Annotated in this window: 20 protein-coding genes; 7 read left to right on the top strand and 13 right to left on the bottom strand. The window is 49.9% G+C overall.

Annotated features, from left to right (window positions below; genetic code table 11):
• Positions 1–232 precede the first annotated feature (232 nt).
• Positions 233–1,768 (bottom strand): M16 family metallopeptidase, encoded by a 1,536-nt coding sequence (locus ACR6Z4_RS12540; protein WP_479717649.1) that lies wholly within the window; start codon positions 1,766–1,768, stop codon positions 233–235.
• 214 nt (positions 1,769–1,982) lie between these two features.
• Between ACR6Z4_RS12540 and ACR6Z4_RS12535 the strand changes: the two genes are divergently transcribed.
• The 3 genes from ACR6Z4_RS12535 to cobJ all read left to right on the top strand — a co-directional run bounded on the left by ACR6Z4_RS12535 (position 1,983) and on the right by cobJ (position 6,045).
• A complete protein-coding gene (locus tag ACR6Z4_RS12535; RefSeq protein ID WP_479717648.1) occupies positions 1,983–3,011 on the top strand; it encodes a permease in 1,029 nt (342 codons plus the stop codon).
• 52 nt (positions 3,012–3,063) lie between these two features.
• The gene (locus ACR6Z4_RS12530) at positions 3,064–3,864 is read left to right on the top strand and encodes a TIGR03943 family putative permease subunit (RefSeq protein WP_479717604.1); all 801 of its coding nucleotides are present in this window, start codon (positions 3,064–3,066) and stop codon (positions 3,862–3,864) included.
• Positions 3,865–3,933: 69 nt separating this feature from the next.
• The gene (gene cobJ, locus ACR6Z4_RS12525) at positions 3,934–6,045 is read left to right on the top strand and encodes a precorrin-3B C(17)-methyltransferase (RefSeq protein WP_479717603.1); all 2,112 of its coding nucleotides are present in this window, start codon (positions 3,934–3,936) and stop codon (positions 6,043–6,045) included.
• A gap of 6 nt (positions 6,046–6,051) precedes the next feature.
• Here the strand turns inward: cobJ and ACR6Z4_RS12520 are convergent, their stop codons facing one another.
• Together ACR6Z4_RS12520 and ACR6Z4_RS12515 are read right to left on the bottom strand one after the other, a co-directional pair.
• Positions 6,052–8,841, bottom strand: coding sequence for a sensor histidine kinase (locus tag ACR6Z4_RS12520; protein WP_479717602.1), 2,790 nt, complete (start codon positions 8,839–8,841; stop codon positions 6,052–6,054).
• Positions 8,842–9,029: 188 nt separating this feature from the next.
• A complete protein-coding gene (locus ACR6Z4_RS12515) occupies positions 9,030–9,200 on the bottom strand; it encodes a hypothetical protein (RefSeq protein ID WP_479717601.1) in 171 nt (56 codons plus the stop codon).
• A gap of 536 nt (positions 9,201–9,736) precedes the next feature.
• Between ACR6Z4_RS12515 and ACR6Z4_RS12510 the strand changes: the two genes are divergently transcribed.
• A complete protein-coding gene (locus tag ACR6Z4_RS12510) occupies positions 9,737–11,044 on the top strand; it encodes a quinone-dependent dihydroorotate dehydrogenase (RefSeq protein ID WP_479717600.1) in 1,308 nt (435 codons plus the stop codon).
• 251 nt (positions 11,045–11,295) lie between these two features.
• Positions 11,296–12,291, top strand: a complete 996-nt coding sequence (gene ilvC / locus ACR6Z4_RS12505; RefSeq protein WP_479717599.1) for a ketol-acid reductoisomerase — start codon at positions 11,296–11,298, stop codon at positions 12,289–12,291.
• Between the two features lie 35 nt (positions 12,292–12,326).
• On the opposite strand, the gene ACR6Z4_RS12500 is transcribed toward ilvC, so the two are convergent.
• Complete coding sequence (locus tag ACR6Z4_RS12500) at positions 12,327–13,751, bottom strand: amidase (RefSeq protein ID WP_479717598.1); 1,425 nt, start codon at positions 13,749–13,751, stop codon at positions 12,327–12,329.
• A 143-nt stretch (positions 13,752–13,894) separates the two neighbouring features.
• Complete coding sequence (locus ACR6Z4_RS12495) at positions 13,895–14,281, bottom strand: CU044_2847 family protein (protein ID WP_479717597.1); 387 nt, start codon at positions 14,279–14,281, stop codon at positions 13,895–13,897.
• 263 nt (positions 14,282–14,544) lie between these two features.
• On the opposite strand from ACR6Z4_RS12495, the gene ACR6Z4_RS12490 reads away from it, so the two are divergent.
• On the top strand, positions 14,545–14,721 hold the full coding sequence (locus tag ACR6Z4_RS12490) for a 50S ribosomal protein L32 (RefSeq protein WP_479717596.1): 177 nt from the start codon (positions 14,545–14,547) through the stop codon (positions 14,719–14,721).
• A 433-nt stretch (positions 14,722–15,154) separates the two neighbouring features.
• Complete coding sequence (locus ACR6Z4_RS12485; protein ID WP_479717595.1) at positions 15,155–15,751, top strand: sulfite oxidase-like oxidoreductase; 597 nt, start codon at positions 15,155–15,157, stop codon at positions 15,749–15,751.
• A 150-nt stretch (positions 15,752–15,901) separates the two neighbouring features.
• On the opposite strand, the gene ACR6Z4_RS12480 is transcribed toward ACR6Z4_RS12485, so the two are convergent.
• The 8 genes from ACR6Z4_RS12480 to ACR6Z4_RS12445 form a co-directional block, all read right to left on the bottom strand.
• On the bottom strand, positions 15,902–17,299 hold the full coding sequence (locus tag ACR6Z4_RS12480; RefSeq protein WP_479717594.1) for an aldehyde dehydrogenase: 1,398 nt from the start codon (positions 17,297–17,299) through the stop codon (positions 15,902–15,904).
• Between the two features lie 194 nt (positions 17,300–17,493).
• The gene (locus ACR6Z4_RS12475; protein ID WP_479717593.1) at positions 17,494–19,323 is read right to left on the bottom strand and encodes a WG repeat-containing protein; all 1,830 of its coding nucleotides are present in this window, start codon (positions 19,321–19,323) and stop codon (positions 17,494–17,496) included.
• A gap of 383 nt (positions 19,324–19,706) precedes the next feature.
• Complete coding sequence (locus ACR6Z4_RS12470; RefSeq protein ID WP_479717592.1) at positions 19,707–21,092, bottom strand: TIGR03279 family radical SAM protein; 1,386 nt, start codon at positions 21,090–21,092, stop codon at positions 19,707–19,709.
• A gap of 106 nt (positions 21,093–21,198) precedes the next feature.
• Positions 21,199–22,086 (bottom strand): undecaprenyl-diphosphate phosphatase, encoded by an 888-nt coding sequence (locus ACR6Z4_RS12465; RefSeq protein ID WP_479717647.1) that lies wholly within the window; start codon positions 22,084–22,086, stop codon positions 21,199–21,201.
• 358 nt (positions 22,087–22,444) lie between these two features.
• Positions 22,445–22,909 carry an SsrA-binding protein SmpB gene (gene smpB, locus ACR6Z4_RS12460; RefSeq protein WP_479717591.1) on the bottom strand — a complete coding sequence of 155 codons (465 nt, stop codon included), beginning with the start codon at positions 22,907–22,909 and terminating at the stop codon, positions 22,445–22,447.
• 190 nt (positions 22,910–23,099) lie between these two features.
• Entirely contained in the window at positions 23,100–23,366 is a 267-nt protein-coding gene (locus ACR6Z4_RS12455; protein WP_479717590.1) for a YciI family protein, read from the bottom strand.
• 382 nt (positions 23,367–23,748) lie between these two features.
• Positions 23,749–24,351 (bottom strand): DUF6962 family protein, encoded by a 603-nt coding sequence (locus ACR6Z4_RS12450; RefSeq protein WP_479717589.1) that lies wholly within the window; start codon positions 24,349–24,351, stop codon positions 23,749–23,751.
• A gap of 300 nt (positions 24,352–24,651) precedes the next feature.
• Positions 24,652–25,092 carry a hypothetical protein gene (locus ACR6Z4_RS12445; protein ID WP_479717588.1) on the bottom strand — a complete coding sequence of 147 codons (441 nt, stop codon included), beginning with the start codon at positions 25,090–25,092 and terminating at the stop codon, positions 24,652–24,654.
• Positions 25,093–25,129: the final 37 nt, after the last annotated feature.

The following is a 25,129-nucleotide window of genomic DNA, read 5'->3' as shown; positions in this document are numbered from 1 at the left end:
TTACCTTATGCTTCTCAGCGAGTAGCACTGTACAGAAATTCTCAATGGCATGAAACACAGGTTGGCGAGAGAGCCGCGCTCTGCGCGGCTCTCTCGCCAACCGTCATCTATCCAGGTGTGAAGCGTTGTAGAATCGCTCTCTTGAACGTACTTGAGGGCGGAGGCACAGCCTCCGCCCTCAAGCATCCTAAACCCCTTCAGCGGCAACAGGTCACCCGAAACTCGATTCTTCCTATTCCAGGGGCAGCAGGCGTCCGATCGTTAATTTATTCGGCTGGAAGAGATCTTGAGCAATCCGTTGCACATCGGCAGGCGTGACGGCTTCAATGTCCTTCAATTGTTCAAATAAATTGCGCCAATCTCCGGTCGCGGCTTCGTATTCAGGCAATAGCCCTGCCATACCGTCGTTAGAATCTAATGTTCTCAACACGCTGGCACGGGACTGTGTCTTCACCCGATCCAACTCTTCCGTCGGCACCTGTTCTGTTTTCAATTTTTCTAATTCTGCATTTAAAGCCGTCGCAATGTCTTCAACCGTGTGTCCCGGAGCCGTAAGGGCATAAATCATCATCAGTGTCGGATAGCGATCGCCCGGAAAGCCACTGGCAACATTGACATTGAGGGCAATCTGCTGTTGCTCGACCAAACTTTGATATAGACGAGACGTGCGACCCCCCACCAATAGCGACGCAATAATGTCGTAAATCACCCGTTCTGGATCGTTGATCGCGGGAATTTGGTAGCCTTCCAGATACCAGGGCTGAGTGGGTAACCGCAGGGTGACATCGCGGGGTGCCGTTTGTTCGGGGGGTGAAACGTCTAAGGTTGGAGCCTGAGACCGACTTTGATAACGACCGAAATAGGCTTCTGCTAACCGTTTTACTTTTCTAGGATTTACATCACCAACCACGGACACAATAATCCGGTCTGGGGTGTAATAGGTGTCATAAAAGTCCTGGATATCTTGGCGCGTCAGATTTTGAATATCGTCTGCATACCCGATCGTGGGACGACCATAGGGATGTCCGGGGAACGCAGTTTTCAGAAATTCCTCGATCATCTTACCGATTGGGGAATTGTCCGTACGCATCCGCCGCTCTTCTAAAATCACGTCTTTCTCTTCATAAAATTCGCGGAAGACAGGTTCTAAAAAGCGTTCAGATTCCAACGACATCCACAGTTCTAATTTGTTCGACGGAAAACTATAGAAATATCGGGTTGCATCCAGAGATGTAGTGGCGTTTAGACCAACGCCTCCGGCTTGCTCGACAATCTGACCCATCTCATTTTGTTTGACGTACTGAGATGCCTGTTGTCGGACAAAATCAAATTGCTGCTGAAGCTTTTCTACATCCGCCGTTTGTCCTGCGGTTTTGGCGACCTGAATTTGGTCATACAACTCGTCTAACTGATCGAGCAATAGTTTTTCGGCTTGATAGTTGATCGTTCCGATTTGCTGAGTTCCCTTAAATGCCAGATGTTCGAGGAAGTGAGCGGCTCCAGTCTTGCCTGGGGCTTCGTAGGCAGCACCCACATCGACATAGGTCATGAACGAGATCACGGGTGCTTCGTGTCGTTCCAAGACGATGAACCGCATCCCATTGCTGAGGGTAAACTCGGTCACTTGATTGATCACGCGATCGAGGTAGGGTTGGATGGAAGAGGCGGGGGCATCGGGCGGAGCAAATTGGGCAGAGGCGATCGCCTGGGGCATTCCCCACCACAGCACTAGTACCATCACGACCATAGACAGCACTCGCTGAGCCATCTGCCGTGTCGCAGAGATTGCCGCTTGAACAGTTTGAGCGTGACGAGAAGCCAAACAACCAAAGTACAGCATGGAAAAACAGCACCGAGAAATACCACACACCAGCATACTCCGGGATCGCTACTTCAGGCGGATTCCGGTAGAATGGCGGGAATGCTGATTGCAGATTTTCGCACGGGCGATCGCTTCTCATACACATCTGTTAGTTGCCGATATGAACTCGCTGAATAATGCTCTGACGCTGTTTTTCAGCCTCCTGGTAGAAGCTATGCCCTTCTTGTTATTGGGGGTTTTGTTTTCTAGCCTGTTGTTGCTATTTGTCGATGAGCGTAAACTAATTGCCGCAGTTCCCCGCAACCCGATTTTGGCGGCATTTGCCGGAAGTTTAATTGGCTGCTTATTTCCCGTTTGTGAATGTGGCAATGTGCCCGTTGCCCGTCGCTTGTTAATGCAAGGCGCGCCTAGCGCTATGGCGATCGGGTTTTTATTAGCCGCTCCGACCGTGAATCCGATTGTATTTTGGGCAACCTGGACTGCCTTTCGCGATCAACCTGAATTGGTGTTTATGCGCGTCGGCTTTTCCTTGCTGATCGCCACGATCATTGGTTGGATTTTTAGTACTCAGGCAGATCTGCGCCCCCTATTACAGCCAGCCATTGCTCGCGCCATGCCTGCACCTGCTCAATCGCAGCCAAAACGTACGGCAACCGAGGACACGTCTCCTCTGCTACAATCCGGTACCTTTTTGCTGGGGCAACCCGGACAGCAACTGCGGTTAGATGGGGGCTTACAAAATTCCCTATTAATCGCCAACCCCATCTTGTCTAGACCCTGGGGCGATCGCCTGCAACTGGTGCTGGATAACGTGGTCAATGAAATGCGAGAACTGGGTGGTGTTTTGATTTTGGGAACGGCGATCGCTGCCATCGTTCAGGTTGCCATTCCTCGCGAACTGGTGCTGAGCCTGGGACAAGGGCAAATTACCTCTGTCTTAGCCATGATGATGTTGGCATGGGTCGTTTCTATATGCTCAACAGTCGATTCCTTTTTTGCTCTGTCCTTTGCCTCCACCTTTACCAGTGGTGCATTGCTTGCATTTCTGGTATTCGGACCGATGATTGATGTCAAAAATATCAGTCTGTTGCTGTCCATTTTCAAAGGCAGAGCCATTTTTTACCTGTTTGCCCTGGCAGGACAATTAACGTTTTTGCTATCGTTGCTCGTCAATTTATACATCAGCTAGAGTGTGCGGCGGCGTCCTGTTTATCCGTTTCCCTCATACCCCTTGATTGCCAATGTCTACCAGAATTCGTTCGACTGCCTCTCGCCGCTCTCGTCCAGCAAAACCAGGAGCCTGGTTGATTTGGCTAGACATTGCCGCTGTGATGGCTTGGGGAGCCTTATTACTGAAATATTGGCTAACAGGCAAAATTAATATTCTCTTGCATCCCGATTATGTTTGGTTGGCGATCGCCGCTGGCATATTTCTCATCGCTCTGGGGATTTTGAAGAGTGGGCAGATCCTATTCCTCAGCCGTCGGGCAAAACAAAATCCTTTGCCCGATATGCAGCACATGAATATATTTCCGCTGGGCTGGGGCAGTGCGCTATTGCTGATCGCGGCTTGTGTTGGGTTGCAATTTACACCCGAACCGTTTGGCAGCCAGGTTGCCCTGGATCGGGGTGTGACAGATACCCTGTCGATGACGCGATCGCGACCGCAAGCGTTTCGGGGGAACGTTCGCCCCGAAGACCGATCGATTGTGGAATGGGTACGGACGCTCAGCGTTTATCCTGAACCGGATGCCTACGCCGGACAAACGGTAAAAGTAGACGGATTTGTCATCCACCGTCCCGACTTATCCGATAATTACCTGGTGATTTCTCGTTTTGTGATTACCTGTTGTGCTGCCGATACGTATCCAGTGGGTCTGCCTGTGAAACTGGCGCAGAGCCGATCGGCTTATCCACCCGATGCCTGGTTTCGGGTAGAAGGAGAAATGATCACCGAAACACTGGATGGGCAACGCCAACTGGTCATCCAGGCGAAATCACTCACTACCATTCCCGAACCCGAAAATCCCTACGAGTATTGAACTAATTTTTTTGGGAACTGGCGTTTTCCCGTAGGGAAAACGCCAGTTCCCCCATTCAACGAGGTATCAATGTCTGTGTTACAAGAGTTTCAGCCGATTGTGGCGATCGCCACTACCGTTGCAGGTGCCAAAACCCTCAGTCCCCTGTGCCAATCCGCAGATGCTGTTCTTTGGGTGCCAGAGGCGATCGCCGCACAACTTCAGGCTGAACCATTGCCCCTTCGCCATATCCAGGTCTTCACAGGATCGTTGCGAGACCATCTGGCAAGCCTTTGGGGACATCCTCGAAGTTTTGTCTTTAATTTAGCCACGGGCGCAGTTGTGCGGCTGATTGCACCCTTGCTAAGCGACAAAGCCAGCGATCCCGCCGTGGTGGTTGTGGATGAACCCGGACAGGTAGTGATTAGCCTCTGCGGTGGACATCAGGGCGGAGCCGATCGCCTGACCCGTGCGATCGCCCTCCAACTCGGTGCTACCCCCATCCTCACAGGTGCCAGCAATGCCCTCGGCTTACCGGGGATCGATGTTATTGGAACGCCCTTTGGCTGGACAAAAGGTACAGGAGATTGGACAGCTGTGAGCAGTGCGATCGCCCGTCAAGCAACAGTGCAGGTGATCCAGGAAGCAGGCTCTACCCTGTGGCAACAGCATTTGCCCTCGCACCACTCATTTCATTTTGAGCCTCAGCAGCCGGGAGCAGGCATTGGGGATCAAGGGTTCGAGCAAGACTTAAAACTAGAAGAATCGGTCAAAGCAGTCGTCTGGATCAGTCCCTTTGACCGGACGCCTTCTATTCCCCACGTTTCCGACGCTTCATCCCCTCATCTCTCCATCTCCTCTCTCCCCCAGGTGCAATGGCATCCGCGAGTTCTGTGGGTGGGGATTGGGTGCGAACGCGGGACGCCTCGACAGGTGATTGAAGCCGCGATTCAACACGTCTTCCAGTCTCATCATTTAGCCGAAGGAGCGATCGCCGGCATTGCCACCATCGATCTCAAAGCCGATGAAGTCGGATTGGTAGAATTTTGTCGCGATCGCCATTTTCCCTTAGTCTGCTTTCCTGCCGAACTCCTCAAAACCGTCTCCGTCCCCAATCCTTCAGCCCTAGTTGAAACCGAAGTGGGGACACCCAGCGTGGCAGAAGCCGCTGCCATTCTGGCTGGCAAAGGTCAGAAATTAGGAATTAGTCAGGGTTTGGAAAATAAAATACCTGTGCCAGGAGAGAACCCACCAGAAACCTCTCCCTTCACCCCTCCATCCTCTTCACCTCCCTCACCTCCCCCATCCCCCTCATCTCCCTTACCTCCCTCATCTCCCTCACCTCCCCCCTCCCTACTGGTCTCGAAACACATCCATCGCCTCGACGGACAACCTGGAGCCGTAACCGTTGCCGTTGCATTAGCAGAGCAAGAGTATATTGAGCGGACAGGGCAACTTTGGTTAGTGGGCACAGGACCAGGAGCCTTGAACCAGATCACCCCGGCAGCTCAAATGGCGATCGCCCAGGCAGATGTTGTCATTGGCTATTCCCTGTATGTCGATCTGGTGCGACCGTTGCTTCGTTCAGGGCAAATTGTGGAAGCGTCACCGATTACGCAAGAACGTCAGCGCGCCCAACGAGCGATCGCCCTGGCAGAGTGGGGCTTAACCGTCACGGTCATTTCATCGGGCGACTGTGGCATCTATGGCATGGCAGGGTTGGTGCTGGAAGAATTGCAAGCAACGGGATGGGATGGCAATAGTCCTCACGTCCAGGTCTTTCCTGGGATCAGCGCCCTACAAGCCGGTGCGTCACGAGTGGGCGCACCTTTGATGCATGACTTTTGTGCCATTAGCCTGAGCAATTTACTCACCCCCTGGGAGGTGATTGAAAAACGGCTATATGCAGCGGCGCAAGCCGACTTTGTTACCGCACTCTACAACCCCAAATCCCAAACTCGCACCGAACAAATTGCGATCGCTCAACAAATTTTTCTTAAATATCGTGATCCCAGCACTCCAGTTGCTATCATCCATGCTGCCTATCGCCAGGAAGAAACCATTATCCTGACCACGTTGGCTGAGTGTCTGGAAAGTCCGATTGATATGCTGACGACGGTGATCATCGGCAACCAAAGCACCCGACTGCACGACCAGTGGATGATCACACCCAGGGGATATTTAGGGTTTGGCAACATTTAGCAATGCTTATTTCTGTGGACGGGATGGTGGAGTAGCTGCCGCAATGGGAATCACCAGGCGACTGAGAATACGTCCATCTTCTAACCGGAATAGATTGAATTCCCCGCCCATCTGCTGCATCAAGACCTGACACATCGAAAGATGCAACCCAGGTGGATGATCGAGTGCAGACGGTGCCAGCAAATCTTCGGTACGACCGATATGCAGTTCTTCTAACAGACGAGGCTCGATCACACCGTTGTCAGTGATAGATAGCTCCAGCCAGCGCGCATCCAAAGGGCGACACCAGATATCTAAGCGGCTGCCAGCTGCCGAACGGTGACAGGCAGTGGTCAGCAATTCGTGTAAAACAAATTCAATTTTGGCAATGTCGCCCCCAATATTGACACTGGCATCGTTATGAACTTGAGTCCACAGCTGGCGTTGCTTGATCAAACCTTCAACCCGTTCCAGCGATCGCTTTAACAGACTAGCCAGGGGGATCGTTTCATAATCCGTTTGCACCTGCCATTGTTCTTGGCGTAACACAGGCGCAAGGGTCGATAAAATGCCGCCCAGTTGTCGCAGCGTTTGATGATAACGCATACTTGCCAGGGCATCTTTTTGATGGCTCAGCTCATTCAGCTGCTTCACGCCAATGCCCAGGGTGCGATAGGTTTCTTCCAGGCGACGGTTTTTATACCAGTTGAGTAGTTCTAACGTCCGTTTTTGAGTGGCTAACGTTTCAGCAAGGGTAAGGTAGCGCCGCGACCAGGCGAGTTGATTGACCAGAATGCTGAAAGTATTGAGTTGCCGTTCATGCCAATACCGTTCTAAGCGATCGGCAACAATCACCATTCCGGTTGGCTCATGGTCGGGTGCAGTTCGCAATGCCATCACTAGAATTTGCCCAATATCCACACCACTCAACCATTGGCGGGTATCGACCGGGACATCATCGATGCTAACGGGCAACAGTCCATCGGTTTGTAATGCCCACTGAATCAGGGTATCGCTATGCACCGGAATGACAATATCGGTCGTGACCGCAAATTTATTATTGCTGACAATCGGAGACACAATTCGAGCGGCTTGCCGTCCGGGTTGCCACAGCACCAGCGTTGCCATCGGCACTTGCATCACTTGAGTGATGTGTTGCATAGCAGATCGCTCTAACCCTTCCAGGTCATGAATCTGCTGCATCGTCGTCAGACCCCATTGAATGGTCTGAATCAGTTTTTGTTGTTGTTCCGCTTGCCGTTGCAATTGCCACTGGTGCAAAATCACGCCAATTTGCTGGCTGACAATGCGCAAAATATCTCGCTCAGCCCGGTTCCAGGCACGGGGTGATTCATGCCCGACCACCATAATGCCTTCGATCGCATGACCAATGTTGGTACTACAGACTAAAAGCGATCGCACACCCACATCTAGCAACACTTGCCGCCAGGCCATCAGCTTCAAGTCTTCTTCCAGATTTTCAACCGATACCGCCTCAGTGCTGCGTTCTAGCATTTGCCAGTCCACACCGTTCAAGCCATCCAGCGCAGTTGGAATAGGACGACGGTGAGAGGGTTGTGTCTGATAACAAATCTCAAACTTTTCACTATCCTGGTCATACAGTAATAGGATCAGGCGCTCTGCACCCAACCGCGCACATAGACGTTCGGATACTTTTTTGAGGGTTGTATTCCAATCGTCATCGCTGTAAATCGCTTTGGAAACCTCAGCCGTTAAGCTTTGATCTTGCTTAACGTTGTGAATCGCTTCCTCCATTTCTTCTAACGGAGCCGTTAACGCAACCAGGTGGGCAGCGCCTTTGATATAGTCCTTTTCTTCTTCCGTCCAGATCCGAGGCTCTGTGCCCTCAACCGCTAAAAAGCCCAACAGTTCTTCGTGAAATAAAATCGGAGCTGCCATTAGCGATCGCGATCCCAGTTGCATCATCAGCCGCCCCGTCATATCCGCTTTCAGGGAGCTATGGGCTTCTCCAATGGAAACCAGCTGATCGGCAGCTAGTGCCTGATAAAAACTATTAACTTCTTGAGCGGTAATTCCAGAGGATTGCTGGACTGACTCTATGCGCCCGCCACTCATCGTGCTGACGCGTCGCCAAAAATAGCGCCGTTGCGGCTCAAACCAATAGATATTAGTGCGATCGGGGTTAACAAAGCGATGGGTTTCATCCACAATCGCTTCTAGTCGTTGCTTTAAGGTGGGGAGCGATCGCAACTTGGTCAACAACGCCAAAAACGGTTCGGCAGGACGCTTGGTCATTTGCCGTTGTTGTTCTTGCTCCAGCTGATAGAGCGCCGCTGCCAATCCCCCTAAGACTGTTGACAGTCGAGCTTTTTCTTCCGAATGCGGTGAGATTCCCCACAGCATCGAACCCAACAACGTTACGCCAAAGCATTGATCCTTATGGCGAATGGGAAAAATTACCGTTCCTTGAATATTGAGTTTTTGAGCCGCCTTACGCCAATCGCCTGCTCGCGTTTCTTCACGCAAATCCGGCACCCCCAGAGGTCGCTGCTGAATCACCACTTGCTCTAGCAAATCTCCGGGGTTGAGTACGATGCGTTGCTTCAGGATAGAGACTTCGCCTTCCGGGGTAAACCCACCCTTACCAAACAATCGATGTTCTAGCCGATCGTAAAGACCGATCCAAATCAGCGCATAGTCAAATTCTGTTTGCAGATAGCTAAGGGTAATTTCGATCAGCGCATCAGCACTCTCCCCTTCACGCAGAGCCTGAAGAGTCCGTCCCAGAGCAACCACTTGTTTTTCATGAGTTGATGGCTCCTTTTGCGCCCCCATCTTATCTGGCTCCTGCTTTACACAGGCTGCTTATAGTTTTCATTTAACAAAAAGATGCAAGCTAGTGAGTTTGTCTTAGCGTGTTTCAGTAAATTACCCTGCAATCAACAATCATAGTCTCTCAAATTAGAGAAACCGAAATACCGTTTCGAGACTCGCCCTCTGCGTTAGAGAGCAGTAGCACGGGGCTACGCCTCAGTCACATTCGCAATACTCGATTGTATCGTTGTAAATTTGCTCCGCTGCTCTTTAAGATGGGCGTAGACCGACACTACCCTGAACTGTATTTGTAAATCGCCCGAACTGGTGCGATCGCCATGATTGTTAACTTTCGGCGGCTCGGTAGAATTTCCCTCCATGCTTAGTATTACTTAGGATGCCCTGGCGAGACCACACTGCTAACGAACAAATTCGGATTGCTGTTGACTAGCGCTTTGTCAAGGATTTTCTGCCGGGTGCTGTGCCGCGCTTTGCGCGGCACAGCACCCGTTTTAACCGTCCATTTTTACTGGACAGACCACCAATACGATTCAGACCCTGAAGCCCCACGTTGAGTATTAGCAACTGAACACAAACGTAAGCCCCAAAATTTGGCAATATCAGGATAAATCTTAACCAAATGTAAATTGCTTTATAGCTTTAGATTTCGCCAACTCTCTACAGCAATGCTCAATCAGGCGTGAAAGCGCCCGCCCTGCGGGCGGGCGCTTTCATGCCTGATCATTTTTACGAATCAAATAGGATCGCTATACATTAAGAAGCGATCTGAGGAGTTGATATTGCGCGCCCTGTGGGCGCGCAATATCAACTCCTCAGATCGCTTTAAAAATCGCTTTAAAATTGGGATCAGATTGCTTCTTCGTGAGACGTTCCCTTTACTAACCGCTTAAGACCCTTGGATATTTATCAAACCGTTATTCGTCCGCTCCTGTTTTCCGGCTTGAATGCTGATCCCGAATGGCTTCAGCAGCAGTCCATTCAGTTCTTACATCGGCTCGATCGCACGCAACATCAACCCTCTGGACGATGGTATGGCGATCGCTTACGCCATTCCTGTAGTTATAGTCATCCATCTTTACAACAAAGCTTATGGGGTATGGACTGGCATAATCCCGTTGGATTAGCCGCCGGATTTGATAAAGATGGGTTGGCATCAGGGGTCTGGTCGTTGCTCGGGTTTGGCTTTGCCGAGTTGGGAACTGTGACTCTGCATGCACAACCGGGAAATCCCAAACCTCGCCTATTTCGCCTGCTGGAGGATCGGGCTGCTTTAAACCGGATGGGGTTTAACAATCAAGGGGCGGAGGCGTTAGCAGAGCGATTGCGGCAGCGGTGGGGTGGGGTGGGGGATGAAGAGGTGAAGAGATGGGGAGGTGAAGGGGATGAAGGGGTGAAGAGATGGGGAGATGGGGGTGATGGGCGTCGCCGTGAGCGTAGTCGAACGGGAGGTGAGGATGATGGGGGAGATGGGCTTTGCCGTGAGCGTAGTCGAACGGGAGATGGGGGAGGATTAAATGGCTTTGACCGGAGAATTCCGTTGGGGATCAATTTGGGCAAGTCTAAGATCACGTCACTAGAGACGGCAGCAGAGGATTATTTGGGCAGTTTTCGCTTGCTAAAAAATCTGGGGGACTATTTTGTGGTGAATGTGTCCTCGCCTAATACCCCAGGATTGCGATCGCTGCAATCGTCTGACCAACTCGATCGCATTTTGGCGCTCTTGCAGCACGAAAATCAGGCACGAAAACCGTTACTGGTTAAAATTGCTCCCGATTTAGAGTGGGAGGCGATCGCTGCTGTCCTTGAGCTAGCTCAAACTTACCAATTGGCAGGCATCATAGCCACTAATACCACCATTAGCCGCGCAGGGTTGCGCACCCAAATCACCCCTATTACAGGTAAACCTATTGTTGACGAATCGGGGGGGATTAGTGGCGCTCCCTTGCAACAGCGTTCTACTGAAATCATTCGTTTCATCTATCGGGAAACCCAGGGAAAATTACCCATTATCGGTGTGGGTGGCATTTTCAATAGCGATGATGCCTGGGAAAAAATTACGGCTGGCGCTAGTTTGATTCAGGTCTATACTGGCTGGATCTACGAGGGACCCTGGATGGTGCGCCGGATTTTAGCCGGACTGGCAGAGAAGCTCGACGAACAGGGGTTGAGCAGTATTGCAGACGCCGTTGGAACAAAGAATTAAAGCCGTAAGCATAGACTTCTTGTAGATTAGTTTGGGCGAGGGGCAAAGCTCCCGCCCAAACTAATCTCAAAAACTTAACTTGAACAAAGTCTGATGTACAGATAGAACGCTATCATCGCTGGGGAACGGCTAATTCTTGGCAACGTTAACTCGGTTAATTCTTAAGCTCCCTTCCATTCCAGCAGGACCCGATCTTTTGGTAGAATCAAGAGCTTGCACAAAATCAATCGCTTGCTGGATGGAGAGGTGTTATGGCTCGGATGTACTACGACGCGGATGCAAATCTTGACCTTTTAGCCGGGAAGACTGTTGCCATTATTGGTTACGGTTCTCAAGGTCACGCGCATGCCCTGAACTTAAAAGATAGTGGCGTGAACGTGATTGTTGGCCTCTATCCCGGTAGCAAATCGGCAGCAAAAGCCGAAGCCTCAGGATTAACGGTCAAATCTGTTGCAGATGCAGCGGCAGCAGCCGATTTTATTATGATCTTGCTGCCCGACGAAGTACAAAAAACGGTTTACAAAAATGAGATTGAACCGCACCTGACCGAAGGTAAAGTGCTGGCATTTGCTCACGGCTTTAACATTCACTTTGCTCAGGTTGTTCCTCCCAGCAATGTCGATGTCGTCATGGTTGCGCCCAAGGGGCCCGGACATTTGGTCAGACGCACCTACGAACAGGGCGAAGGCGTTCCTTGTTTGTTTGCTGTCTATCAAAATGCCTCAGGTCAAGCACGCGATCGCGCTATGGCATATGCCAAAGGGGTTGGTGGTACCCGTGCCGGAATTTTGGAAACCACGTTCCGGGAAGAAACTGAAACTGACCTGTTTGGAGAACAAGTAGTGCTCTGCGGTGGGTTGAGTGCCCTGATCAAATCTGGATTCGACACGTTGGTAGAAGCCGGATATCAACCCGAACTTGCTTATTTTGAATGTCTTCACGAAGTCAAACTCATCGTAGACCTGGTGGTCGAAGGGGGGTTGGCAAAAATGCGTGACAGCATCTCAAATACCGCCGAGTATGGCGATTACACCCGGGGTCCGCGCATCGTCACTGATGAAACCCGCGCCGAAATGAAGAAAATTCTCAGCGAAATTCAGTCGGGTCAATTTGCCCGTGAATTTGTCCTGGAAAATATGTCAGGCAAGGCTGGTTTCACTGCTATGCGTCGTCGTGAAGCAGAGCACCCGATCGAAGAAGTCGGGAAGGATCTGCGCGCCATGTTTAGCTGGCTGAAAAAAGCCTAAGTCATCTGCAAAAGCGGCACTGTGTGCCGCTTTTGCTATGGCATGGCGATCGCCGGTCGGCGATCGCGTTTTGTTTGTGCCTCTTCCAGTCGTGCCGCTAACGATAACAACGTTTCTTCGGCGGCTGGACGTCCGACTAACTGCACTCCAACAGGCAATCCAGTCGTATCAAAGCCTGTCGGGAACGCGATCACAGGTTGCCCGGTGGCATTAAACGGTGGACAGGGAGCAATCCAGTTGACAATGTTCTCGAAGATCTTTTTGGGCGGCAATTTTGCCCATTCGCCCACCCGAATCGTGGGATGCATATAGGTTGGCAAAACCAACACATCAAAACGGTCGAGTTGGGTAATCAGTCTGCGAGCGATCGCCTGGACTTGACCCACAGCTCGTAAATAATCGCCCCCCGACCGTCGCCGCGATCGCCGCAATAACCAGCGATTAAATTTCCCCATAAAAAAGCCAGGAACCCCCAGATCAGATCCCGCTTGCCAAACTACAGCAAACGGATCGACCAGATCTGTCAGGTTAATCTCAATTTCCTCTACGTCGTGCCCCATGCTTTCGAGTAACCGCACCGTATCCAACACCGCTTTTTCACACACCGGGTGAAACCGTCCGGCAGGGGCTAGGGCACTGAGAAAGGCGACCCGCAAGCTACCGGGCGATCGCTCCGTTGCCGCTAAAAAAGAAGGATTTGGATCGGGAAGCCAATAGGGATCGCCAATCACATAGCCGGACATAACATCGAGTAGAGCAGCAGCATCTGCGACGGTATGGGCTAAGGGTCCATCCGTTGCAAGACCGCTGAGTTTGTCTCCGGTAGGTGCGTTGGAAATCCGACCCCGCGAGGGTTTGATGCCTACCAGACCACAACAAAAAGCAGGCCCTCGAATCGAACCACCCCCATCGGTGCCCTGAGCGATCGCACACAAACCAGCGGCGACCGAAGCAGCGGCTCCACCACTCGATCCGCCGGGAGTATAATCAGGATTCCAGGGATTCCGTGCTGGGGGAAAGCCCTTAGGTTCGGTATAAGGCGTAGATCCCAACTCTGGCGTCGAGGTTTTACCCAACATGACAAACCCGGCATCTCGGATGCGCGACACAACGCCATCATCTGATTCAGCAATGCGATCCTTTAAAACTTTGATGCCATACGAACAGGGCACCCCTTCGATTGGCGTCAGATCTTTGATCGAAATTGGCACCCCAAAAAACGGGGGTAGTTCTCCGTGATCGATCTGTACGTTAGTGCCGCCACTGAGCTGCTCAGTTTTTGCCTTGGCATCTGCGATCGCCTGATCTGCCATGACTGTAAAGTAGCTATTCAGCGTCGGATTAATGTGCTGAATGCGATCGAGATAAAGCTGCGTTAGTTCTAGCGGCGAAATTTCTTTCTGACGAATCAATCGGGCTTGTTCTAACGCAGACGTGAACGCGAGATCAGTAGAATCCATTAGTTGTGAGGAGGAATTGACTCAAAAGAATTGAAAGTAGGAGCACTGATTGAAACCAAAATGGCAAAGCACAGAGTGCCCACCCTCGCTCTTGCTTCACCCTACAACTTCTCCAACCCAATCTGAAACAGCCTGCTGACAGATCAGGAATTGTCTGTCTCCCCAGTCCGTTCCGAAAAATCGCACTCGACAATCACTTTAATATTGCAACCTGCGGTTCCTGTTGCAATATAAGGAACGCCCCCAACTCCTGAGACATTCACACCAAATTCCAACGAGACTTTTTTGACATTGGCAAACGCTGCATCTTCAAAGGCTTTGAGCGTATATTTCGTGTAAGTCTTGATCGTATTTTCAATCAAGTCGAAACTTTTGGGAATTTGTTTGACAAGAGTTCCTCCTTTAGCCGTACGTCCAGTTTCTTCTGAATTGGCTGGAGTTGCTGGAGTCGCTGGAGCTTCCGTATCTTCGACTGGCTCAACGTAAATAATGGTATTTTCGTCCACTTGTATCGGTTGTAGTTGGCGCATCAGATGACCCTGTCAATTTTCAATTAGCTCATTCATTGTGCCCAAACTCCGTCCACCTTGGAAACTGAAGGGTTGACATGATGCAATTTCAGGGTCATCACCCCCTGGGTCAGGCGGCTTGAACCATCGCAGTCCTAGATTATTTCCGATGTGCGCTTCTCTCCTAAATAAATATTTAGCCAGGTTGTGCATGGGGATGCTGATAGATCGGGTTTAGATGCGTTACTATAGAAAGGTTGTGAAAATTTTCAACAGATACGGCTATGGCGGTCCCCAAGAAGAAAACTTCCAGTGCAAAGCGTGATCAACGCCGTGCTACATGGAGAAGAAAAGCAGCTCTACAAGCTCAGAGAGCTCTCTCTCTAGGCAAATCAGTTTTGACTGGACGTTCTAAGAGCTTTATCTATCCAGAGAAAGACGAAGCTGACGACGACGAATAGATTGATTCAAAGACTCACTACTTCAAGATTCCTCAGTCAGGTTTAGGTTGTTCATTGGTTAGAAGCACGTTATGGTTCTATCCAGCCAATCACCGAGGATAATCTAAATATGTTTAATGTGTTAAAAACAGAGGGGTAACATTGCTACCCCTCTGTTTTTGATAGCTTGACACACTCAAGTGATGGATTGAAAAGCGGCGCTCTGCGCACTAGGATTGTTTCTAGGATCGTGGATTTAATAAAACTGAAGATTTATCTTTGGAAGCGCGGCTCCGCCGTGCTTCCAAAGATAAACGTCCGGGTTTTAATTAATTTGTGATCCCTGGTACACCACATTAAAAGTTTTAGAGGGAGTGAAGGGAGTTTCACCCCTTCCTGGAGGCGCAGTCTCCATATTGCAAGATTTAGTGTTTGCACTACTAGGAGGTCTAGGGTGGGAAAATTCTTTCACAAACCCGGTTCTGACTTACAAGATCGGGTGCCCCCTGGTCAACATCTAACCAATGGATTTCCAGTTTTAACTTATGGGCAAACGCCGGTCATTAATTTGCCAGAGTGGCAATTTAAAGTTTCGGGTTTAGCGGAACCTGTGACGCTGAGCTGGGCTGACTTTATGGCAATGCCGCAGAGCAACTTCACTGCCGATTTTCACTGTGTCACGACCTGGTCGAAGCTCGATGTTCAGTGGACAGGGGTTAAGGTGACGGATTTTATGCGTCACATTCAGGTGAACCCCAACGCAGTGCATGTCATGCAGCATTGCTATGGTGGCTACACAACCAATATTGCGATGGAAGATTTTCTGCGAGACGAAAATTTCTTTGCCCATACTCTCTTTGGCGAGCCTCTCCCAGCCGATCATGGAGGACCGATGCGATTGGTCGTTCCTCATCTGTACGCCTGGAAAAGTGCGAAATGGATTAATGGATTGGAATTTTTAGATCACCCCGATTTAGGATTTTGGGAGCGCAATGGCTATCATCATCGGGGTGAACCCTGGGCAGAAGAACGGTACAGTAGCCGCTTTTAGAGCAGGGTTGAGCATCCTTAGGATCGCAAATGAAATAACCTATAATTCTTTTTGAGAGAGCGACGGCGGAGCCGTCGCTCTCTCAAAAAGAATTGGGTTTTATTAAATCCACGATCCTTAGACAATTATTGGGTGAATTGCATCATGGCATCACCCCATGATCTTTTTTAACCAGGCTAGCTTGCTGTCATAGGGCGCATACCGCAGCGGTAGATCTAACCAGAAAGAGCGAGACAACACACTTTTTTGGTGGGAGAAGACTGTAAATCCGGCTTTACCGTGATAGCTGCCCATGCCACTCTGCCCTACGCCACCAAAGGGTAAATCGGGTACAGCTAAATGCATCAGGGTGTCGTTGATGCAGACCCCTCCGGAAGAGGTTGCCTGGAGAATACGGTTTTGAAATTGAGTGTTTTGGGAAAAGATATACAGGGCTAGCGGTTTCGCGTGATTGTTAATTAACGCGATCGCCTCTTCTACTTGACTGTATTCAAGCACCGGCAAAATAGGACCAAAAATTTCTGATTGCATTACCGGATCATCCCAGGACACCTGATCGATAACGGTAGGTGCGATGTAACGGGTACCTGGATCGGTCTCTCCACCCACCAACCGATTGCCGTTCTGCAAGAGTTCACAGAGTCGTGAGAAGTGGCGATCGCTGATAATACGTCCATAATCTGGACTGGTTGCCGGATCGTCGCCATAGAATTCGCGGATCGTCGTGGCGATCGCCTGCATCAGAGCAGGTTTGATGCGCCGATCGACCAGCAAATAATCGGGTGCAACACAGGTCTGCCCAGCATTGAGAAATTTTCCCCAGACAATGCGCTTAGCGGTGACTGCCAGATCAATCTGAGTATCCACAATGCACGGGCTTTTGCCACCCAACTCTAACGTAACCGGCGTCAGATGCTGGGCAGCCGCAGCCATCACCACTTTGCCAACGGCTGCCCCACCCGTATAGAAAATGTGGTCGAATTTTTCGTTGAGCAAGGCTTGACTGACTTCAACACCCCCTTCAATCACATGGATGTAGGCAGGGTCGAAGGTTTTGGCAATCAGATCGGCTAAGACACGAGAGGTTGCAGGCGATAGTTCCGAGGGTTTCAGCAAAGCACAATTCCCCGCCGCGATCGCCCCCACCAGAGGGCCAATCATCAGAGAAAAGGGATAATTCCATGCGCCGATGATCAACACAGCACCCAACGGTTCGGCATAAATTTTGGCAGTCGCAGGCAATTGGGTAGCAGGAACGGACACTGTTTGCGGCTTCATCCAACTGCGGAGATGCTTGATGGCATAGGTGATCTCTTCAACCACACTGATCTCAGCCAGATAGGCTTCAAATGCAGGTTTCTTTAGATCCGCATCCAGAGCCGTAATGATTGCTGCTTCATGCTCTTTCAATGCCTGCTTCAGCCGTTTCAATTGAGCTAACCGAAACTCAAATCCTTTAGTCTCGCCTGTATTAAAAAATTGGCGTTGCCGAGCGATCGCCGACGGCACATCTATCTGATCAATATTGGAAGGCGATAGTTGCACCATATTTAAACCTGATTAAAGAGGTGAAATTGAGGATAGGGAGCCATATTTCTAGATTAAGAGATATCCGCTTTTCTAGACCGTTCTCGTTAAGACATGGTGAATCGTGTCGTTACCCAAACGCTACGCCCTTAACAGATTGGTTAGCTCCGACACAAAATCCGTCAGAATCAGGAGGGTTTAGCTAAAGGGATCGTTCAAGCGATCTCTTCCCCCAAATATCCCCAATCATTGCCGACTTTGACAGCCGCTAGCCCACCATGCAATGACCCGGCATCCTCAAACTGAAGATCGACAATGAAAGCGCCAGTCTTATCGATAAATCCCCATTTATTGCCGACCTTGACTGCTGCTAACCCTTCTGAAAACGGATAGGCATCGTCAAACTGGAGGGCAATCACAATCGCCCCTGTTTTATCGATATAGCCATATTTTTCATTGTTTCTGACCAGCGCCAGATCTTCCGTAAAGCTGAAGGTGTCATCAAACTGCGGCGTAATTTTCAGTTCACCCGAATGATCAATATAACCGTATCGACCATCGACCCGAACTCGCGCCAACCCTTCACTGAAGGTGTGTGCCACATCAAATTTTGCCGGGATCACGACTTTCCCAGTTTTATCAATAAAACCATACTTATCTTGAATGGTGACGCGGGCTAACCCTTCGCCAAATTCATCCGCTGTATCAAATTGGGGCGCAATCACCACCTTGCCTCGTTTATTGATATAGCCATAGCGATGATCAATTTCCACCCCTGCCATATTTTCAGAAAAGCTGGGAGCCGCACTTTCAAACTGGGGGCGAATAATAAAATTGCCCATACGATCGATATAGCCATAGCGATGATCAATCTCTACCCGTGCTAACCCCTCAGCGAAGGTGTTAGCGCTGTCAAATTGGGGTTTGATCACCAATCGACCTTCCGTGTTGATGTAGCCCCAGCGATGGTCGATCGCCAGACGAGCTAGCCCTCCTGAAAATTGATACGCCCCTTCTCGAAAAATGCTCACCGGGTCAAACTCTAAGGCAGGTGGAATGGCTGGCAATCCTCGTTTGTTGATGAACCCTAGTTTTTGATCGACGACAACGGCGGCTAACCCTTCGGAAAAGTTGCGGGCAAAGCTGAATTGAGGGTTGATCAAAATGCCGTAGGACGGTGGCTTTGCTTCTTGTAAGAGAATATTGAAGCTCTCGATCGCAGCCGCACGGGAATTATCAGAAACAGGCAGATCATTCAGCACTTTAGTCACAGATTGATAGCGCTGACTGGGATCTTGGCAGATCATTTGATCGATGATTTTGGAAAGCTCTGGGCTGGCGATCGCCTGGTCATGCCATTGCACATCTTTTGTATCGGGATGGCGCGGTAACTGGTTGGGCAGATAACCCGTCAGGGCTTGCACTGCCATCATACCAACCGCATAAATATCGCTGGATATTTCGGGATGCCCCTGCAATTGCTCGGGAGCCATATAGCCCGGCGTACCCACCATTTTAGTGAACGTGACATCGCCTTGAGGATTGATCATCAAATGACGAATAGTTTTGATGCCACCAAAGTCTATTAACTCTAATTTTTTATCTTTCCAACGGCGGATCAAATTTTCGGGTTTGATGTCTTGATGAATCACCCCATGGCGATGAATGACTTCTAGAATTTCTAAAATTTCGCGCAATAGAACAATGACGGCTTTCTCATCCCAGCGATCGCCGAGTGTGAACGCCTGCCGTAGATCATGACCATCAATTAACTCTTGAACTAAATAAAACTCGCCATTTTGTTCAAGATGGGCATAGACGCTGGGAATTTGATCGTGATCACCCAATTCCGACAGAACAACGGACTCTGCCTCAAACAGCTTTCTGGCTTTTTCCAGCACTGAGGGGAGTTTGGACAAAGGCTGAAGCCTCTTGACGACGCATTTGGGTCTACCACGCCGATACGTATCTTCTGCCAGATAGGTTTTGCCCAATCCACCCCGTCCTAATTCACGAATCGTCTCGTAACGTCCGCCTACTAGCATTCACCTTCCCCAGAATAGCGGCGATCTATGAATTTTTTTCGAAACTGTCTATAGCGCTCGCGCCTGGATAGGTTGCGGTTTTTGTTTTAGAGCCGCGCTCCGCACGGCTCTAAAACACCACCTTGTAGGTTATGCAATTAGAGAATTGCTATATACCAAAGCTATCCGGTCTAGTAGACAGAAGATCTTGGCGATCGCATCCTGTTCCATTATGCCCACCCTTTTCACCCATCTCCCAGAGGTTTGATAAGTTTTGAATTTAACGTAAGGGAATGATAAAGCTTGGGGTGTCAGCCCTCTATGCAACCCGCTCTTCATCGCATTTCACGCCTGGATAGATTGCAGTTGTCGTTTGAGAGAGCGACGGCAAAGCCGTCGCTCTCTCAAACAGGATTAAGGTTCGTTGCGCCCTGATTTATCTGACTAAAATCAGCGGGGGGGAGTTGCACACAGACGGTGATCAAGTCTTCAATGCTGTTCAAAATCCAGATATTCGTATCCAGATTCTGTGACAGATCGGCAACGGTCGTATCATCCAAAAATCGGGTATCCCCATGTCTCAACATCAACGAGGGTAGCAGCAGACCATCACCCAAGTCTTGCCCTGCTAGCACCTGTTGCAAGTCTTGCCCGGTTAACAGCCCCGTGACGGTAATCTCTTGCCCCCAATAGTGGCTGCACGATGCCCTGAGTTTAACCTCCAATCCTTTGACCTGATTTAATCGCTGAACAATCGGTTGAAACGCTTGTTCCACCGCATTGCCCACCACCCATGTCAGGGTTCGAGGCGGTGACACGGTGTCAGGTAAGGTTTTGGCGATCGCTCGAAATTGTTTGAGAAATTGACGGATAGAACCGACCCCATTGCCAATTTGAGGATAGTCTTCATAATGCGATTCTGGAGGCAGGTCTCGTCCTGCAATCAAAAACCACTCGTCGGCTAACCAGGCAAACGTTGTCCCCAATGTCTGCCGGAATTTTGTGGCTAACGCCTGCACTTGATCGATCACTTCCTGAGCTTTCTCTGGAGTCACCGGCACAAGCTCATCTTCACTGGGGCGAAAGCGTGTCAGCCCCACCGGAACCACGGCAACAGAAGCTACGGCAGGCACATCCCCGCGATGAAATTTAGCCAGATCGAGCAACGTTTGTTGCAAATACTCCCCATCGTTAATACCGGGGCATAACACAACCTGCGCGTGGATTTGTAAACGATGGGTTTGAAACCAGCTGAGTTGCTCCAGCAATTGTCCGGCGCGGGGATTTTTGAGCAGACGGCCGCGGACATCGGGGTCAGTAGCATGGACGGAGACATAGAGAGGGGAAAGCCGCATTTGAGCAATGCGATCCCATTCTCGTTGGCTGAGATTGGTGAGCGTCAGGTAACTGCCGTAGAGAAAACTGAGGCGATAGTCATCATCTTTCAGATAAAGCGTTTGCCGCATACCGGGCGGTTGCTGGTCAATAAAGCAAAAAGGGCAGCGATTGTTGCATTGCTTCAAGCCATCAAATAGCGCTGTTTCAAACTCTAAACCCAGATCTTCGTCGTAGTCTTTCTCAATTTCGATGTGGTGGGTTTTGCCCTCTGCATCTAGAACTTCTAGATTGAGTAAATCGTCAGCACAGAGAAATTGATAGTCAATTAAGTCACGCGGGATCTGGTCGTTAATCGAGACGATGCGATCGCCCAGGGTAAAACCAATTTCCTCAGCGATGGAGTTGGGAATGACGCGACTGACAACAGCTGGACGAATAGAAGACTCACTCATACGTTCATATTTTACGTCCAAAGTCCTGGCATTGCCCAAGGAAAGCATCGGCGTTGGGGATTTGCAAACCAACCACAACGTCGATGCTGGGTGAATTTCTACACGCCTAAATGTTGCTAACGCGGTGGGTGGCGATCGCCAATAAAATCGCAATGCCAAAACCCAATCGATACCAAACAAAAATCCAGGTGTTATGTTTTTGCAAATAGCGCAACAACCAGGCGATCGCAACGTAAGACGAAATTAAGGCAGCAATCACACCCACCACAATCGGCAAGATGCCTGCACTCCCTAAACCAGACTCCAGCAAATCAGGAATCTCAGCCAATCCAGCAATTGTGATGGCAGGAATGCCCAGCAAGAAAGAGAAACGAGCCGCTGCCCCGCGCTCCATTCCCATAAATAACCCAGCCGTTAAGGTTGAGCCAGAGCGAGACACACCGGGAACAAGCGCCAAGGTCTGAGCCAACCCCATCAAAATGCCATCCTGGGTGCCCAGTTGGTCGTACCCCCGTTTGCGTTTGCCCAGATATTCTGCAATGGCCAGCAACAAAGACATAACGATTGAGGCAATGGCGATCGCTGCCATACTGCGGAGTGGCGATCGGTCAAAATCGGGAATAAACAGCTTGATCAACACCCCAAAAAATAAGATTGGCAAGGTTCCTAAAATGATCCCTACGCCAATCCGAAAATCAGTGGATTGATAGTCTTTGGTGAGAAATGCTTTTAAGGTTCCCGTAATTACCTGTACCAGATCTTGCCAGAAGTACCAGATAATGGCGGCAATGCTGCCGAGCTGGATGACTGCCGTAAACGAAACGCCCGGATCACCCCAGCCCAAGATCACCGGAACCGCCTTGAGATGAGCCGTACTGCTGATCGGCAAAAATTCCGTTAGTCCCTGGACAATCCCTAAGACTATTGCCTGAAACACGTTGAGCGAGGCTTCGACCGATGCAGTGGTCGGGTCGGTAGTCGCCGCTGCCAGCATTGTCCCAAGTCGATCTATCAGCGAAAATTCAAGGGGACTGACCATTAAAGTACTTACCAACCAACTCACAGGGGGGATTCCTCCATTTAACTCAATCCATTTTCCCAACAGACTATTAGCCTGCGTCAAATCGGTGACAACTGACGCTCAGCCCACCATTGGGTTGTAATCTGTATTCCTGCTACAGCCTAGACGGTCGTGCCGAGCTAGGCAAGATTAATATTTTTTTATTGCAAAAGCTTTATATAGCCGCCAAAGAGCTAGTGGTCTGTAATTAACAATTGACGGTTAAAACGGGTGATGCGCCGCGCTTCGCGCGGCGCATCACCCGTCAGAAAATACTTGAGGCTTCGTAACCCTAATAGTTTTTTATGGCTCGTTCAATCTCACGGTTGGCTTGCTTACGCTTCAAGTCTTCGCGTTTGTCATGCAGCTTTTTGCCCTTTACCAGCCCGAGTGTGACTTTTACCCATCCCTTTTTAAAGTGCAAATTTAAGGGCACCAGGGTTAACCCTTGCTGCTCGACTTTGCCAATTAACTTGCGAATTTCGTCCGCATGCAGCAAAAGCTTACGGGTGCGGCGTGGCTCATGGTTAAACACTTGACTGGCAGTTTGATGGGGTGAGACATGCACGTTGTGGAGCCAGACTTCGCCGCCACGCACGAGGGCAAAGCCATCTCTCAGGTTTACCTTACCCTGCCGAATTGACTTCACCTCAGTCCCTCTTAGCTCAATACCTGCTTCAAAGGTTTCTAAGATTTCGTATTCAAATCGTGCTTGACGATTATCGCTGATAATTTTGTAGCCGTTACTGTCGCTCATGGTAGTCAGGGGTCAGGGGTCAAGAGAATTAGGGCAGGGGAATTAGGACGAAGGAATTGCGATTTGGGGATGAGAACTGAGGAATTGTGATTTGGAAGGCTGAGATGACAGCCGATCTCACCCGGTGGCAAGGGGATGAAACGACGTAGTGTTAGCGTAACCTATAGAATCGATCTGTCTGGGTGTGGATTTACTCAATGACGATTCGCCATTCGTGTAATTCATAAGAAACACAACCATTTTGGATAAGTGGGTCACGGGCAACGATCGCCTTTGCCTCTTCCAGATCGCTGGCTTGAAATAACAACATGCCACCTCCTCTTTCCGCCCAATACCCAGTTTTTGCCTGATATCCTTTGGCAATCAGTTCTTCTACATAGGCTTTGTGGGCAGATACAGACTGGTCGAAGATGGGTTTTTCTACAATACCTTTTTCGATTTTGACAAACCAAGGCATGAATTGACGTCCTTCAACTCAATATAGAAAGCGATATTTAGTACGGCTTTTCACCCCTAAGGATGACAAATTAACCAACACCCGAGGATTTATGTTTGGCAGCGCCGCGACGCGGCGCTGCCAAACATAAATCCTCGGTTTGATTAAATCCACGATCTCAGATCTGGAAACAAGGGGGTAGGGGGTTATATCCCCAGACAGGGAGCATTGCCCCTGCACCCCAATTCCAACCCCAGTTGTGACGAAGTGTACTAAGACTATCGTGAATCGTGTTTGAGTGAGAAAGGGAAGATGAGCAGGAAAAATTAACGTCAAAATAATATGTCTTGCACGACGCATTCAGCAGCAGGACATAGCGGTGCCATGTGTGGAAGCAGCCGAGCTATTCGCGATCTTTCAGCAAGCGGGCACTGCGAAAAAACAGATAGAGTGCGCCCATCTGGATCAGGTGGTAGGCGGTGTCGGGGTTGAGAAATGCTAGGGAAAATTGCCCCCACAAAAAGCTGGCAGCAATACCGGATAGGACTACAGCGGCGATCGCCCAGACCAGGCAGGGGTTGCGATGATGACGGGCAACGTGAATGTGCAACATCAACACCATGAGAATGGCAGAAAAATAATCTGCGATCGCATAGAAAAAGTGACGTTGGGTTGTCGTTAGATAGAAATACAGCAGTAATTTAAGCCCGATGACAACAAACCATATCGGTTGCGATCGCCTGGAGATACAACTCACCACCGTTCCTAGCCATGCAAAAGCACCCGATAGCCCGATCGCATACAGGGTACATTGCCACAGCAATGCGGTCATTGCCGCTGGCAACGCCAAGGCTAAGCCATGATATGTACCGCCTGCGATCGCGGCGACCCCAACCGCAGCAAAACCAAGTGCCCACCATCGCACAGACTGCTGACGACGTTGTACCAACAGCACCGAAAACAGCCATGCTTCTAGAGCGATCGCATAGTCCGTTAGCATTGTCATTGGTTCAGAAATGATCATGCATTCGTCCAATGCAAACGCCACTATTTAGAGCCTATCTGGGAAATTATTTTTTTGGACAAGGGTTTAACCATCACCCTTCACGTTCCCTCAAGACGGTTAGAGGTTGGCGATCGCCAGACAACCTTAGGAATGGGATTAAATAACTCCGATGATTTGTTGTACGGGCGAACGGCCGTTCGCCCCTCCAAACGATTCCATATCCGATCTTATTTAATCCACGATTCTTAGGGAAATACTCCGCTGAGCAGGATACTTGCGCCAAAATACGGCTCTAAATCTTCACCCTTCCTGCGTTACATCATCCCCACTAAACACCGCAAACACCTGACGGCAAAAATGCTTGAGCTTTTCTCCTCGATCGGGCGTGGGGCAGACCGACCCCACAAAATCCCAACTGTCGATCGTAGACAATTGCCATTGCTTGCCCGTGTGGTTAAACCCGGCTAGCTCAATGCCAATCGCCCGATGACAGTCCGTCACAGCATCCGTGTGAAACCGAATTTGAATCAAAATGCTCCGGCTCTGGAGCGAACGACTCCACCCCGGAAAATGAAACCCCAAATCAATCGAGTCTGGGTCAACCAACTCAGTTGTATCGCGATCGTTTGCCCAGGGTTTTAGATCCGCCTTAGCATCAGGAAACTCAGATTTGAACAGGTTGACAATCGTAGCAACTTTGGTAGCAATTTCAAAATTTTTGACCTGTTCAGCAGCATTCACGCGGTAACTCCTTAAGACTGATTAAAAAGAGATGTGT

The sequence above is a fragment of the Calyptranema fuscum S582 genome (assembly GCF_055793305.1).
The sequence above is the reverse complement of the archived record's forward strand: the minus strand, read 5'-3'. Positions and strand labels throughout refer to the sequence as shown.

What these genes read in the sequence shown, in the direction of transcription:
- ACR6Z4_RS12540 (WP_479717649.1), bottom strand. Translation starts at nt 1,768, where the DNA reads ATGGCTCAGCGAGTGCTGTCTATGGTCGTGATGGTACTAGTGCTGTGG.
- ACR6Z4_RS12535 (WP_479717648.1), top strand. Translation starts at nt 1,983, where the DNA reads ATGAACTCGCTGAATAATGCTCTGACGCTGTTTTTCAGCCTCCTGGTA.
- ACR6Z4_RS12530 (WP_479717604.1), top strand. Translation starts at nt 3,064, where the DNA reads ATGTCTACCAGAATTCGTTCGACTGCCTCTCGCCGCTCTCGTCCAGCA.
- cobJ (WP_479717603.1), top strand. Translation starts at nt 3,934, where the DNA reads ATGTCTGTGTTACAAGAGTTTCAGCCGATTGTGGCGATCGCCACTACC.
- ACR6Z4_RS12520 (WP_479717602.1), bottom strand. Translation starts at nt 8,841, where the DNA reads ATGGGGGCGCAAAAGGAGCCATCAACTCATGAAAAACAAGTGGTTGCT.
- ACR6Z4_RS12515 (WP_479717601.1), bottom strand. Translation starts at nt 9,200, where the DNA reads ATGGAGGGAAATTCTACCGAGCCGCCGAAAGTTAACAATCATGGCGAT.
- ilvC (WP_479717599.1), top strand. Translation starts at nt 11,296, where the DNA reads ATGGCTCGGATGTACTACGACGCGGATGCAAATCTTGACCTTTTAGCC.
- ACR6Z4_RS12500 (WP_479717598.1), bottom strand. Translation starts at nt 13,751, where the DNA reads ATGGATTCTACTGATCTCGCGTTCACGTCTGCGTTAGAACAAGCCCGA.
- ACR6Z4_RS12495 (WP_479717597.1), bottom strand. Translation starts at nt 14,281, where the DNA reads ATGCGCCAACTACAACCGATACAAGTGGACGAAAATACCATTATTTAC.
- ACR6Z4_RS12490 (WP_479717596.1), top strand. Translation starts at nt 14,545, where the DNA reads ATGGCGGTCCCCAAGAAGAAAACTTCCAGTGCAAAGCGTGATCAACGC.
- ACR6Z4_RS12480 (WP_479717594.1), bottom strand. Translation starts at nt 17,299, where the DNA reads ATGGTGCAACTATCGCCTTCCAATATTGATCAGATAGATGTGCCGTCG.
- ACR6Z4_RS12475 (WP_479717593.1), bottom strand. Translation starts at nt 19,323, where the DNA reads ATGCTAGTAGGCGGACGTTACGAGACGATTCGTGAATTAGGACGGGGT.
- ACR6Z4_RS12470 (WP_479717592.1), bottom strand. Translation starts at nt 21,092, where the DNA reads ATGAGTGAGTCTTCTATTCGTCCAGCTGTTGTCAGTCGCGTCATTCCC.
- ACR6Z4_RS12465 (WP_479717647.1), bottom strand. Translation starts at nt 22,086, where the DNA reads ATGCTGGCAGCGGCGACTACCGACCCGACCACTGCATCGGTCGAAGCC.
- smpB (WP_479717591.1), bottom strand. Translation starts at nt 22,909, where the DNA reads ATGAGCGACAGTAACGGCTACAAAATTATCAGCGATAATCGTCAAGCA.
- ACR6Z4_RS12455 (WP_479717590.1), bottom strand. Translation starts at nt 23,366, where the DNA reads ATGCCTTGGTTTGTCAAAATCGAAAAAGGTATTGTAGAAAAACCCATC.
- ACR6Z4_RS12450 (WP_479717589.1), bottom strand. Translation starts at nt 24,351, where the DNA reads ATGACAATGCTAACGGACTATGCGATCGCTCTAGAAGCATGGCTGTTT.